The organism is Pseudomonas sp. CFII64 (genome assembly GCF_000416235.1).
GTDB lineage: Bacteria > Pseudomonadota > Gammaproteobacteria > Pseudomonadales > Pseudomonadaceae > Aquipseudomonas.
This window is the reverse complement of record NZ_ATLO01000026.1, coordinates 101251-114305: the sequence shown is the minus strand read 5'-3', so window position 1 is coordinate 114305 and position 13055 is coordinate 101251. Positions and strand designations below refer to the sequence as shown.

General features: G+C 58.0%; 16 protein-coding genes and 1 tRNA gene. 13 read left to right on the top strand and 4 right to left on the bottom strand.

Annotated features, from left to right (window positions below):
* Positions 1-71: 71 nt before the first annotated feature.
* The 3 genes from CFII64_RS12135 (at position 72) to CFII64_RS12125 (ending at position 1666) form a co-directional block, all read left to right on the top strand.
* Entirely contained in the window at positions 72-839 is a 768-nt protein-coding gene (locus CFII64_RS12135; protein WP_020291070.1) for a WecB/TagA/CpsF family glycosyltransferase, read from the top strand.
* Positions 840-1049: 210 nt separating this feature from the next.
* Positions 1050-1343, top strand: a complete 294-nt coding sequence (locus tag CFII64_RS12130) for a hypothetical protein (protein WP_020291069.1) — start codon at positions 1050-1052, stop codon at positions 1341-1343.
* 50 nt (positions 1344-1393) lie between these two features.
* Complete coding sequence (locus tag CFII64_RS12125) at positions 1394-1666, top strand: hypothetical protein (RefSeq protein WP_020291068.1); 273 nt, start codon at positions 1394-1396, stop codon at positions 1664-1666.
* A 125-nt stretch (positions 1667-1791) separates the two neighbouring features.
* On the opposite strand, the gene CFII64_RS12120 is transcribed toward CFII64_RS12125, so the two are convergent.
* A tRNA-Thr gene (locus CFII64_RS12120) sits at positions 1792-1868 on the bottom strand.
* A gap of 46 nt (positions 1869-1914) precedes the next feature.
* Positions 1915-2349, bottom strand: coding sequence for a pilin (locus tag CFII64_RS12115; RefSeq protein WP_020291067.1), 435 nt, complete (start codon positions 2347-2349; stop codon positions 1915-1917).
* Between the two features lie 224 nt (positions 2350-2573).
* Between CFII64_RS12115 and pilB the strand changes: the two genes are divergently transcribed.
* Genes pilB through yacG form a run of 5 tightly spaced genes read left to right on the top strand, consistent with a single transcriptional unit; the run spans position 2574 to position 7186 of the window.
* A complete protein-coding gene (pilB, locus tag CFII64_RS12110; protein ID WP_020291066.1) occupies positions 2574-4271 on the top strand; it encodes a type IV-A pilus assembly ATPase PilB in 1698 nt (565 codons plus the stop codon).
* 2 nt (positions 4272-4273) lie between these two features.
* Positions 4274-5491: a type II secretion system F family protein gene (locus tag CFII64_RS12105; protein ID WP_020291065.1), complete on the top strand. Its 1218-nt coding sequence runs from the start codon at positions 4274-4276 to the stop codon at positions 5489-5491.
* Between the two features lie 2 nt (positions 5492-5493).
* On the top strand, positions 5494-6366 hold the full coding sequence (locus tag CFII64_RS12100) for an A24 family peptidase (protein ID WP_020291064.1): 873 nt from the start codon (positions 5494-5496) through the stop codon (positions 6364-6366).
* Positions 6363-6986 carry a dephospho-CoA kinase gene (coaE, locus tag CFII64_RS12095; protein ID WP_020291063.1) on the top strand — a complete coding sequence of 208 codons (624 nt, stop codon included), beginning with the start codon at positions 6363-6365 and terminating at the stop codon, positions 6984-6986. Before CFII64_RS12100 ends, coaE begins: the two co-directional genes overlap by 4 nt.
* Positions 6983-7186: a DNA gyrase inhibitor YacG gene (gene yacG / locus CFII64_RS12090; protein WP_020291062.1), complete on the top strand. Its 204-nt coding sequence runs from the start codon at positions 6983-6985 to the stop codon at positions 7184-7186. The genes coaE and yacG overlap by 4 nt, the downstream gene beginning before the upstream one ends.
* A 22-nt stretch (positions 7187-7208) precedes the next feature.
* On the opposite strand, the gene CFII64_RS12085 is transcribed toward yacG, so the two are convergent.
* Both CFII64_RS12085 and CFII64_RS12080 read right to left on the bottom strand, forming a co-directional pair.
* Entirely contained in the window at positions 7209-7904 is a 696-nt protein-coding gene (locus CFII64_RS12085; protein ID WP_020291061.1) for an energy-coupling factor ABC transporter permease, read from the bottom strand.
* Complete coding sequence (locus CFII64_RS12080) at positions 7901-8368, bottom strand: hypothetical protein (RefSeq protein WP_020291060.1); 468 nt, start codon at positions 8366-8368, stop codon at positions 7901-7903. The genes CFII64_RS12085 and CFII64_RS12080 overlap by 4 nt, the downstream gene beginning before the upstream one ends.
* A 229-nt stretch (positions 8369-8597) precedes the next feature.
* Here CFII64_RS12080 and CFII64_RS12075 point away from each other — a divergent pair, with 229 nt between their 5' ends.
* The 5 genes from CFII64_RS12075 (at position 8598) to CFII64_RS12055 (ending at position 12971) form a co-directional block, all read left to right on the top strand.
* A complete protein-coding gene (locus CFII64_RS12075; protein WP_020291059.1) occupies positions 8598-9227 on the top strand; it encodes a DUF1780 domain-containing protein in 630 nt (209 codons plus the stop codon).
* Positions 9224-9733, top strand: a complete 510-nt coding sequence (locus tag CFII64_RS12070) for an MOSC domain-containing protein (RefSeq protein WP_020291058.1) — start codon at positions 9224-9226, stop codon at positions 9731-9733. Before CFII64_RS12075 ends, CFII64_RS12070 begins: the two co-directional genes overlap by 4 nt.
* A gap of 40 nt (positions 9734-9773) precedes the next feature.
* On the top strand, positions 9774-9947 hold the full coding sequence (locus CFII64_RS12065) for a DUF3094 family protein (RefSeq protein ID WP_020291057.1): 174 nt from the start codon (positions 9774-9776) through the stop codon (positions 9945-9947).
* Between the two features lie 69 nt (positions 9948-10016).
* Entirely contained in the window at positions 10017-11315 is a 1299-nt protein-coding gene (locus CFII64_RS12060) for an NAD(P)/FAD-dependent oxidoreductase (RefSeq protein ID WP_020291056.1), read from the top strand.
* Positions 11316-11486: 171 nt separating this feature from the next.
* Positions 11487-12971, top strand: a complete 1485-nt coding sequence (locus CFII64_RS12055; protein WP_020291055.1) for a diguanylate cyclase domain-containing protein — start codon at positions 11487-11489, stop codon at positions 12969-12971.
* Positions 12972-13055 lie beyond the last annotated feature (84 nt).

Sequence of the window (13055 nt, the reverse complement as noted above, 5' to 3'; positions counted from 1 at the left end):
CAGGCAGATGCGTCAGGCAAGTCCCTTCGGAAAATCCGTGAGCTACGGCGATCAAGCGCAAGGACCACGTTATGAAAATATTCGGCATCGAGTTCTATCATCGGCAGCGAAAGGATCTCGTCCGCGAACTGACCGTGCTCAGCAGCAGGTCGTTTCGCTACGTCGTGACGCCAAACGTCGACCACGTGGTGATGCTCGAACACGACAAGGAATTGCGCCGGGCTTACAGCTACGCCGCCTATCGCCTGTGCGACAGCCGGGTACTTTTCCCGCTGTTGAATCGACTGCACGCCGACATCGCCGAAGCGATTCCCGGCAGTACGCTGACGCGGGACATGATCCAGATTGCGCAGGAGCGCGGCTGGACGGTGACGGTCATCGGCTGTGAACAGGAAGTCATCACCACGTTGCAGCAGATGCATCCCTCGATCACCTTCCGCCACTACAACCCGCCGATGGGCTTCATCGACGACGCCCGGGAAATCCAGCGCGCCGTTGATTTCATCAATCAACATCCGGCGCGCATGGTGGTGTTTTCAGTCGGCTCGCCGCGCCAGGAAATACTTGCGCTGCGCGTGTTCGAAGGTCGCGCGGCGGTCGGGGTTGGCCTCTGCGTTGGCGCGTCGCTGCTGTTTCTTTCAGGGAAAGTCAGGCGCGCGCCGGAATGGATGCAACGCCTGTCACTTGAATGGCTGCATCGTTTCATTCATGAGCCACGGCGGCTGGGCAAGCGTTACGTGAAGGATGCCTACCGGATCGTTCCCGTCATCATCAAAGAGATCAGGAGCGACACAGAGAAACCCTCGAATTCCGACAACGACCCGCGAGGCCTGTCCTAGAGATGCAGCCCGCTGGGATGCCTGGAAGACCTGCAGCCAGTGTAGCCACAGATGATTTTTTTGCAGGCGATGTAAGGCTCTGCTGACAAGTGGTTCTCGCTTGGGAGAGAGACGCGGACAGCGGCGACGAGCGGCGCTGCACTTGCACGAATTTGTACTAACTTCTACCGAAGATGTGCGCACGTATTACGCCAGACTGGGGTCGCGGCAATGAACGACAACCTGGATGAATCGCTGAAAACCCAACGACGACTTGAACTCCATATGGCACTGGAGGAGTTGGGGCAACCCGACGAAGTCGCGACCCGCATCTTCCGCATCGGCATCTTTTGCGGACGGCTGCTGGAGCTTCAGCGTACCGGCGTATTCACCTTCGCCGAATACCAGGAATGGGCAAGCAATGCCTGCAGAGCGTTGGCCAATGGAGAATCGGCCGACCTGTCATTGCAACTGGCCGAATGCATCTGGCTAACCGCCAACCAGACATCAACCTCCAACAACTGAACAGACCTGGTCTTACGTGCAGTCGGCCACGCCTGAAAACGGACACTGCCATGACTGCCAACTTCGTCTTCGACCCTGCCGCCACCTACGACGTAAAAGACCCCGATCAGAAAAACCCCGTCTGGCGCATCCAGAACCGACGGGTCTACGCCTACCTCGAACACGACCCGCGCCGCGACTGGAGCGGCGACATCGGCATCCTCGTCCTCTGCTCACCCAGACGCCTCGTCGACCACGACGGCCACGACATGGCTTTTATCGACGGACCAGATGTGCGCTGCGTTGATGGGCGGCATTTCGGGCTGTATCAGGTGAATGTCTGACGCGGTGGTTGTGCTGGAAGAGATGTGATCGACGACCGCTATAACGCGAAAAGCCCCGCATGTGCGGGGCTTTTCGTTTGCGGCGGTGTAGGTAGGTGAAGCGTGAAACGGGTAAATCATGAAGCTGGTGCCGAAAACAGGAATCGAACCTGCGACCTTCGCGTTACGAGTGCGCTGCTCTACCGGGCTGAGCTATTTCGGCTTGAAATATCCAACGCTAGTAGAGCCGTACCTCAAAAGCCAATCGCTTAACGACAGCTAGCAGGTAAGTGTTTCGCTTCACCAGCGGCCGAAGCGCACGTCCAAGTGATTTGGTCGTTAACACTTGCTTGAACTGGCGTCAGGGTAAATGACGGCTGCGTCGCAGCGCCTGTATTTTGCGTTACAACTGTAATTGCACCGCCAGCGGCAATCGCTACTGACGCGACATACGTATTGGTGCCGGTGGTGACCTGAGTGAAAGTGTACCCGGAGTTTGCTTGTGTAACGTTAGCAACACCACCAAGAGATGCAGCAGCTTCCGTTACTGCAAGCTTGGCAGATGCAGCCTGCCCCATACCTTCAGTAACTTTGGCGCGAATGGTGTAATCCTGATATGCAGGCAGCGCGACGGCCGCCAAAATGCCGATGATCGCAACAACGATCATCAGTTCGATAAGAGTAAAACCTTTTTGTGCCTTCATGGGTACCGCTCCGCTACGTCAATAAGATGTTGCCTGCGGAGACAAAAGCATAGGTCGTGCCAACATAATACTTACGCCTTCTATTACTCGCTTTGCCTTGAGGTCGATGTTCTCAGCGTGAGCTTCTACGCACAAACTGACAAATTACGTCACATTGCCATACGTCATTGGCAGCATCGCCCGACTACGCTATAAACCTCGCACTGTCTGTGTCTGGTGGTTTTATGAGTGATGTCGTCCTCACCGGTTTGGCCAAACAACTGGTTGTTACCGAACTTCTGAATGAAAAAGCTGCGCAGCAGGCGTTTCAGCAAGCGCGCCGTGACAAGGTTTCGTTGGTCAGTTATCTGGTCCAGAACAAGCTGGTCAAGGCGCTGGTACTGGCGGAAATGGCTTCGGACCAATTCGGGATCCCGTTTTTCGATCTGAGAAGCCTGGACAAGGACAGCCAGCCCAAAGGTTTGGTCAGCGAAAAACTCATTCGCCAGCATCAGGCGCTGCCTCTCTGGCGGCGTGGCAACAAGCTGTTTGTCGGAATTTCGGACCCGTCCAATCATCAGGCCATTACCGACATTCAGTTCAATACCGGCCTCACGACAGAGGCCATTCTGGTCGAAGACGATAAGCTCAGCGATGCTATCGAAAAGTTTTTCGACTCCAGTAGCGGTTTGGGTGATCTGACGGATGTTGATCTAGGTCTGGAAATCGAAACAACCGACGACAGCAAAGAAAGCACTCTTTCCACCAAAGGCGATGCAGACGATGCGCCGGTGGTGCGGTTCGTCAACAAAATGTTGCTGGATGCAATTCGCCTCGGTTCATCGGACTTGCACTTTGAACCCTACGAAAAAATGTTTCGGGTGCGCTTGCGCACCGACGGCATCCTCCATGAAGTGGCCAAGCCACCGATCCATCTCGCCAGCCGCATCGCTGCACGCCTGAAGGTAATGGCCAGCCTGGATATCTCCGAGCGGCGCAAACCGCAGGACGGGCGCATCAAGTTGCGCATTTCTAAAACCAAAGCCATCGACTTCCGGGTCAACACCCTGCCGACGCTGTGGGGCGAGAAGATCGTAATGCGGATTCTTGACCCTACCAGCGCGCAGATGGGTATCGACGCGTTGGGTTATGAACCAGAGCAAAAAGAACTGTACCTGGAAGCGTTGCGCCAGCCTCAGGGCATGATTTTGGTCACCGGGCCTACCGGTTCCGGTAAGACTGTATCGCTGTATACCGGGCTGAATATTCTCAACACCGTGGATATCAATATCTCCACCGCCGAAGACCCGGTCGAGATCAACCTTGAAGGTATAAACCAGGTCAACGTCAATCCGCGTCAAGGAATGGACTTTTCCCAAGCGCTGCGCGCCTTCCTGCGTCAGGATCCCGACGTGATCATGGTCGGCGAGATCCGTGACCTGGAAACCGCAGAGATCGCCATCAAGGCTTCGCAGACCGGTCACCTGGTATTGTCGACCCTGCACACCAACAGTGCAGCGGAAACCCTGACTCGCTTGCACCATATGGGCGTCGCGGCATTTAACATCGCCACGGCCATTAACCTGATCATTGCCCAGCGGCTGGCGCGCAAGTTGTGCCCCCATTGCAAGAAAGAAGCGGATATTCCCCGGGAAACCCTGATCAAGGAAGGCTTCCCGGAAGACCAGATCGGCAAATTCAAAATATACGCGCCGGTTGGGTGCGATCTTTGCAATGGCGGTTACAAGGGCCGCGTCGGGATCTACGAAGTGGTCAAGAAAACCCCGGCGCTGGAACGGATCATCATGGAAGAGGGCAACTCCCTGGATATTTCCATTCAGATGCGCAAGGACGGCTTCAATGATCTGCGTACATCGGGCCTGAGAAAGGCCATGCAAGGCATAACCAGCCTCGAAGAAGTCAACCGCGTGACCAAGGACTGACCATGGCCAGCAAAGCAGTAAAAGTCGGCACGTATACATGGGAAGGCACGGACAAGAAAGGCACGAAAATGACCGGCGAACTGACCGGGCATAATGTTGCCTTGATTAAAGCTCAGTTGCGCAAGCAAGGTATCAACCCGTTAAAGGTACGCAAAAAATCCGTCTCGATTTTTGGCCAGGGCAAGAAAATTAAGCCGTTGGACATTGCATTCTTCTCCCGGCAAATGGCGACAATGATGAAAGCCGGTGTACCGCTGCTGCAGTCCTTCGACATCATCATTGAAGGCGCAGACAACCCGAACATGCGCAAGCTGATCAATGACGTCAAACAGGAAGTCGCTGCTGGCAATAGCTTTGCCACTGCGCTGAGGCAAAAACCGCAATATTTCGATGAGTTGTATTGCAGTCTTGTGGACGCAGGCGAACAGGCTGGTGCACTGGAAACCCTGCTGGAGCGGGTAGCCACCTATAAAGAAAAGACCGAAGCACTCAAAGCCAAGATAAAAAAAGCAATGACGTATCCTATTGCCGTACTGGTCGTTGCCTTTATCGTGTCCGGCATTTTGCTGATTAAGGTTGTACCGCAGTTTCAGTCAGTATTTGCGAGCTTCGGTGCGGACTTGCCAACATTTACTTTGATGGTGATTGGCCTTTCCAATGTCGTTCAGGAGTGGTGGCTCATCATTCTTGGAGCAATGTTTGCCACCTACTTTCTTCTAAAACGGGCGCACAAACAGTCGCAAAAATTTCGCGACAGCATCGACCGAGGTCTGTTGAAACTGCCAGTTGTTGGACCCCTGCTTTATAAATCGGCAGTCGCTCGTTATGCGCGCACGCTCTCTACCACTTTCGCAGCTGGCGTGCCCTTAGTCGAAGCTTTGGATTCCGTCGCTGGCGCCACCGGCAACGTCGTTTTCAAAAACGCCGTCATGAAAGTCCGTCAAGACGTTTCAACTGGCATGCAACTCAACTTCTCCATGCGCGCAGCTGGAGTGTTTCCCAGCCTGGCGATACAAATGACCGCCATCGGCGAAGAATCCGGCGCACTCGATAACATGCTCGACAAAGTCGCCACCTACTACGAAGACGAAGTCGACAATATGGTCGACAGCCTTACAAGCCTGATGGAACCGATGATCATGGCTGTGCTTGGTGTTCTTGTCGGCGGATTGGTCATTGCCATGTATCTGCCTATTTTCAAACTCGGAAACGTCGTCTAAACATGTCCCTCCTCGACTTTCTCGCCACCTCCCCCCTCGCCTTCATCCTGTCCACACTCATCCTGGGCGTGTTAATCGGCAGTTTCCTCAACGTCCTGATCTATCGCCTGCCGAAAATGATGGAGCAGGACTGGAAAGCGCAGTCCCGGGAAATGCTTGGTCTGCCCGCCGAGCCTGCGGGGGAAACGTTCAACCTGATCCTGCCGCATTCGCGCTGCCCGCATTGTGCCCATCAGATTCGCCCTTGGGAAAACCTGCCGGTATTGAGTTATCTGTTTTTGGGCGGCAAGTGTTCGAGCTGCAAGGCGCCGATCAGCAAGCGTTACCCGCTGGTGGAATTGGCGTGTGGCGTGTTGTCGGCATTTATCGCCTGGCATTTCGGCTTTGGCTGGCAGGCCGGGGCGATGCTGGTGTTGACCTGGGGTTTGCTGGCGATGAGCCTGATCGATGCCGACCATCAGTTGCTGCCGGATGCGCTGGTGCTGCCGTTGCTGTGGCTGGGCCTGATCGTCAACTCGTTCGGGCTGTTCACCAGCCTGGGCGATGCGCTGTGGGGCGCGGTGGCGGGTTATCTGACGCTGTGGTCGGTGTTCTGGCTGTTCAAATTGGTCACCGGCAAGGAAGGCATGGGCCAGGGTGATTTCAAGTTGCTCGCCATGCTCGGCGCCTGGGGCGGCTGGCAGATTTTGCCGCTGACCATCCTCTTGTCCTCGCTGGTGGGCGCGATTCTGGGCCTGATCATGCTGCGTATGCGCAACGTCGCGACCAGCACGCCAATCCCCTTTGGTCCTTATCTGGCCATTGCAGGCTGGATCGCTTTGCTCTGGGGTGGTCAAATAACCGCCTCTTATTTGCAGTTTGCCGGTTTCAAATGACCAACAGCGTTGTCAAACCCTGGATTCTCGGCCTTACCGGCGGCATCGGTAGCGGCAAAAGCGCGGCTGCGCAGTGTTTTATCGGCCTTGGCGTTCACGTGGTCGATGCCGATCACGCCGCGCGCTGGGTAGTCGAACCGGGCCGGCCTGCGCTGACGAAAATCGTCGAGCATTTCGGCCCCACGGTGTTGCAAGCCGACGGCACCCTCAATCGCAGCGCCCTGCGCGGTCTGATTTTCGAAGATGCCGAGCAGCGCCGCTGGCTGGAAGCCCTGCTGCATCCGCTGATCGGCGAAGAAATCCAGCGTGATCTGGCCAGTGCGACTTCGCCCTACGCGATTCTGGTTTCGCCGCTGTTGATCGAGTCAGGTCAATACAAGCTGACCCGCCGCGTATTGGTGATCGACGCGCCGCAACAGCTGCAAGTGCAGCGCACCATGCTGCGCGACAGCTCCAGCGAAGAGCAGGTCCAGGCGATTCTCAAGGTGCAGGCCAGTCGCGAAGAGCGGCTGAGCCATGCCGACGATGTATTGGTCAACGACCGCGATCACGCCTGGCTGCAAAGCGAAGTCGAGCGGCTGCATCATTTCTATTTAACGTTGTCTGGAGGCCAGTCATGAGCCAAGCAAAAACCGTCGATTGCCCAACCTGCGGCGCACCTGTGGAATGGAGCGCCGCCAGCCCTGCCCGGCCATTCTGCTCCGACCGCTGCAAGCTGATCGACCTGGGCGCCTGGGCGTCGGAAGAACACGCGATCCCGGTCAGCCCGGATGCCGAAGACGAATTGTTTTCCGGTGATTTGCCCGAACGCGGCCATTGATCAACGCGGCACCGGGCACGGCTCAGGTGTCGTCGCCTGAGCGCCCGTCATTCCAGGGCGCCGACAGGTAACGCGTACGATTGAAGGTCTCCAGCCATTCAGGGCTGAACACCACCAGAGCGCTGACGATCATGCCGTTGATAAAGGCTTCGGGGAAAATGATCAGCCACAGGTAGCCGATAAAGTCCGACAGCCAGATCGGCATTTCGAACAGCCCTTCAAACCACAACAGCCCCAACGCCAGCAGCAGGCACAGCAATGCTGCCAGCGCCGCCGCGAGAAATCCCGAGCAGAAGATATACACGAACGGGCTTTTCGGTTGCGCCCGCTCGACGAGGATCGCGCAGGCTTCGGTGACCAATACCGGCAGCCCGATGAACAGCAGGCCGTTGACGCCTAGTGCGGCCAGATCCTGGCGACCCAGCGCCACTAATCCCAACTGCGCCACCAGCCCGCCAACAAGCGCTAAAGGCCAGTCCAGCAGCAGGGTCACGGCGGTCATGCCGATGAAGTGATACGACACGCCGGTGTCGAAATCCCGCCGCACCAGCCAGAGCAAAAACAGCGCGAACACGGTTCCGAACAGCAAATGCTGACGGCGGCTGTCGGTGAACAGCTCAACCCAGGGCGAACGCCAGATGGCCCAGCACAACACCGGCACGTATAGCAGCCAGGCTGTGGTCATGGTTTCCGCAGTCAAGACCTGCGCGCCGATCATGGTTGTTCAAGCGCCTCCCGCAATTCGTCCGGGCCGTTGAATTCCCGACGCTCCACCAGCTTGCCGTCCTTGAGTTGCAGCCATTGCACTTTGCTGGCGTCGCCGCCGTAACCTGGCGCAATCAAGGCTTCGCGGTCCAGCGCCACGCGATAGGAATACACCTTGCGCATTTTTGGCACAGCGAAAAACTGAGTGATCAGCGCGGGCATCGGCTTGATGTCGGCGATGAATACCGTGCGGCGCGCTTCGAGAAAGCCTTTGGGCTTGTCCTTGAGAGCCTTTTCCATGGTCTTGCCGGCGCTCATGCTGCTGGCGACCAGAATCGTCTGGGTTTTGTGTTGGTCCATCGCGTAAGGCTGGTCGAACTGATCCAGCAGAGACCATGACGGCACAGGGTCGCCGATTTCAATGGCCTGCGCGGTCAATGGCAGCAAGATCAATAACAGGATTGGCCAGAGCTTCAAACGTCAGTTCTCCCAGGTTGGCTAAAACCACAGGATAGCCGAGATGGCCGTCCTAAATCTGTTGGAGCGAGCGGGCGGCGATCCGACTTGCCCGCTAATCGGCCGTAGGAGCGACTTTATCCGCGAGACCGTCAATTGCCCTCCCGGCTAAAGCCGGTCCTGCAGCAAGCCGGGCCTGGAGACTAAACATCGTTTCAGTTATCGCGAATTGAACGCTAAGCTTGGCCGTATGGATGACTCAGACTACCTTCGCCTGCTCACGATCCAGGCCGAACAAGCCAACGCGTTCCTCTCCAATGCGCGAAAGTGGGAGCGTGAGCGATGGGTTTGTCAGCGCCTGCTGCAGGGCTTGAACATCCCCCATCGCAATGAAGACTTCGCCGCCGCCGGGCAGGAACCGCCGGATGTGCTGTTTCGCGACGCCTGTTTCGAGGTGTTTTTCGTGCTCGACGAAGGCCGGCGCCTCAACGACGAGTGGCGCGAGGAACTGGCGCGGCGGCGCAGCGCGTTTTCCCTGAGCCAGCTGGTGCGGCGTGAAGCCAAGCCCAAGCGAATTCCCGCGCCGGAATTGCTGCAACGCCTGGGTCCGACCTTGCGGAAAAAAGCCCACAATTATCGCGAACGCGGCCTGGATCTCGGTGAGCTGGACATCATCGCTTTCGCCAGTCTCAAGCGCGAAGTGCTGGATCTGAACAGTCATTTCCCGCCGCCCACCGAATACCTGCGCCAAGGCTGGCGGTCGCTGTCACTGGTCGGCCCCACGTTTGCCAGGGTGCTGTTTGCCCATCCCGGCGCACCAGATTTTCTGCGGACCAATCTGGGTCGCAGCGTTGTCTTCGATGTTGGAATCAGTTTATGAGCCCACTGCAAGAACTGCTGGCTGATGTGCCCCAGCAAGGCCGCGTGCGCTGGATCGGCGTGCGTCCCGAATCCCGCGCCGAGATGATCGAGCTGGAGGCCGTGGAAGCGCGGCGTGAAGCAGGCCTGACCGGCGACCATTCGCGCCCCGGCCCACGCAACGCGCGCCAGGTGACCTTGATTCAGTGGGAGCATCTGGCGGTAGTCAGCTCGCTGCTCGGTCGCGCCGCCGAGCAACCCATCGTGCCCCAGGACTTGCGGCGCAACCTGGTGATCAGCGGCATCAATCTGTTCAGCCTCAAAGGCCGACGCTTCAAGGTCGGTCAGGCTATTCTGGAAACTACCGGTTGGTGCCAACCCTGCGCCCGCCTGGAACAACGGCTTGGGCATGGCACGTTTCAAGCGGTACGCGGGCATGGGGGCATTACTGCCCGAGTGATCCAGAGCGGAATCATTCGTCTTGATGACGGATTGAGCGTCGAACCACTGGATTTCATTGCCGACTAGCCGTTCTATTCAACGAGGCAGCTTTTTACAGAGAGGCTTTATGTCCAGCCGTCTGAACCCTGAAGACCAACAGCGTGTCGAAGAGTACCTGCAAGCTCCCCAACATCAAGTCGAGCGCCGGCCTTTTCGGCCATGGCTGCTCCTGATCGTGGTGGTGTTTGTCGTGGTTGGCCTGGGCCTGTTGAGCCGTTTGTTGAGCTATCTGACGCTATGAGCTGCCTTTTCGCGCTCGCGCAGATTCCGCCTTCCCCCCCGAATTCCTTAAACCTTATGAGATATCCCTATGACCCATCGTATTGTCATCGTTGGCGGAGGCGCCGGCGGTCTGGAGCTGGCTACCCGTCTGGGTAAAACCCTGGGCAAGAAAGGCACGGCCAGCGTCACGCTGGTAGACGCCAATCTGACCCACATCTGGAAACCGTTGCTGCACGAAGTGGCGGCGGGCTCGCTGAATTCCTACGAGGACGAACTGAACTACGTGGCGCAAGCCAAGTGGAACCACTTTCAGTTTCAGCTCGGGCGCATGACCGGCCTGGACCGCGAGCAACGCCAGTTGCATCTGGCTGCAACGCTGGATGAAAACGGTCAGGAACTGGTGCCCGCGCGCAGCCTGGACTACGACTCGCTGGTCATATCGGTTGGCAGCACCACCAACGATTTCAACACCCAAGGCGCGGCAGAACATTGCCTGTTCCTCGACACGCGTGTGCAGGCGGAAAAATTTCACCAGCAGCTGCTCAACCAATACCTGCGCGCCCATGCAGGCCAAACCGACATCACCGAAGAAATCACCGTGGCCATTGTGGGCGCCGGTGCGACCGGGGTGGAGCTGGCGGCCGAGTTGCATAACGCGGCACACGAACTGGCGGCTTACGGCCTGGGCCGCATCAAGCCGGAAAACCTGCGTATCACGCTGATCGAAGCAGGCCCGCGAGTCTTGCCAGCGTTACCCGAACGCATCGGCGGCCCGGTCCACACCACGCTGGAGAAACTCGGCGTCACGGTCCTGACCAATGCGGCGGTCAGTGAAGTCACCGCCGACAGCTTGATCACCGCCAGCGGCCAGGTGATCCCGGCCACGCTGAAGGTCTGGGCGGCCGGCATCCGTGCGCCGGTTTTCCTGCATGAACTGGACGGCCTGGAAAGCAATCGTATCAACCAGCTGCAAGTGCGCACGACCCTGCAAACGACCCGCGACGACAATGTCTTCGCCTTCGGTGACTGCGCGGCCTGCCCGCAAAAAGGCTCGGACCGCAACGTCCCGCCCCGCGCCCAGGCGGCGCATCAACAGGCCTCGCTGCTGGTTAAATCCTTGCGCCTGCGGATCGAAGGCAAGCCGTTGCCCGAGTACAAGTACACCGATTACGGCTCGCTGATCTCGCTGTCCAAGTTCTCCGCCGTGGGTAATTTGATGGGTAACCTGATGGGCAGCGTGATGCTCGAAGGCTGGCTGGCGCGGATGTTCTACATCTCGCTGTACCGCATGCATCAAATGGCCTTGTACGGCACCTTCCGCACCCTGATGCTGATGCTCGGCAGCCGCATCGGCAAAGGTACTGAACCGCGGATGAAGCTGCATTGATGTAACGTCCTGCGCTGCCGGGTAGCCAACATCCACCGTAGGACCGGCTTCAGCCGGGAGTTCGTCCTCCCAGCTAAAGCCGGTCCGACGGAATGCCGCTGCGAGCCATCCAATTGACAAGGTCAGCGGCGCAGACAATGATGCCCGTCACCCGTTTCTGGATGTCGGTGAATGATCGTTCCACCCGTAAAATTCTGGCAGCGCCCTGGCTTGCTGTTCTGCGCGCTGCTCATGCTGATTCATTTCGCCAGTGTCAAGCTGACCTTTTTTTGCGCGGTCACACCGGACAACGTCGTTGTCGTATGGCTCCCCAACGCGGTGTTGCTCGCGGCATTGCTGCGGGTTCGTGGGCAGCGCGCGCCACTGCTGGCCGCCATCACTTTCAGTTCCGACGTGCTGGCCAATCTTGGCGTATTCAGCTGGTACGAAGCGGTTTTGCTCAGCGCCATCAATCTCACCGAGGTCGTCGTCGCTTACCTGCTGATGAAACGCAGCGGTGCCTCCCCGCGCTTGCAGCGCCTGGAAGACCTGGTCAAGTTCGTCCTCGCCGGTCCGTTGATCGGCGCGCTGCTCGCCAGCCTGATGGCGGCGTTCGTGCTCCAGCAACTCGGCGGCGCCACCAGCCACTATCTGACGCTGGTCCGTTTATGGTGGTTCGGCGATGCGCTGGGCCTGCTGATCTACACACCTCTGCTGCTGGCCTTGACTCAGCCAGTACTGCAGAAAATTCGCCTGACGCGGTTCGACAAGGCCTTGCTGGTCCTGACGCTGATGGTGGTAACCACGGTCATCGTCGAGCATTTTGACGGCAACCTGGACGAAATAACCGTGACACCGACCCTGCTGCTGCCGGGCGCCGCCGTCATCGCCTTTCGGTTCGGTATCCGCCTGACCACCGTTTTCGTCGCGTTGGTGTCGCTGTCGATCACCATGATGATGAGCATGGGGTTCAAGCCGTTCGGTGGTCTGTCCATGCAGCTGGAAGTGCTGCGCGCCCAAGAGTTTATTTTCACCCTGAGCCTTATTGGCATTGGCTTTTCCATTTTGCTCAAGGAAATGCAGGTGCGCGAACTTGAGCTGGAGGCGCGGGTGCGCAGCCGCACTCACGAACTGGAACTGTCGAACCGACAACTCGCCGCGATCAGCGCCACAGATGGTCTGACCGGCATTCCCAATCGCCGCCAATTCGACGAAACCCTGACCACCGAGTGGAATCGCGCACGCCGCAACGACCAGAAACTGATGCTGGCGATGCTCGACGTAGATTTGTTCAAGCAATACAACGACCGCTACGGCCACCAGGCCGGGGATGAGGTGCTGCGGCGGGTGGCGGCAGAGTTGACGACCCATGTGCGTCGCAACGGCGACTTTGTGGCGCGCTACGGCGGAGAAGAGTTCGCCATCATCTTGCAATCAACCGGCGAAGAACGCGCGCGGGCGTTCGCTGACACAATTTGCCGGGAGATCGAGCAATTGCAGCTGCCGCACGATATGTCGCCGTTCAAGAGTCTGACCGTGAGCGTGGGCGTCGCGGTATTCACTCCCGATGCGCATTCCAGCATTACCGACTTCCTGAAAGCCGCCGATACCGCGCTGTACCGCGCCAAACAGCAGGGGCGTAATCGGGTGGAGTTGGCTGCGCAAAGGGCTGGCTAGACGATTGATTGTTGGAGCGAGGCTTGCCCGCGAAGAACGATGACGCGTTGGATCTGGGCAACCGAGGCGCCTGATTCGCGGGCA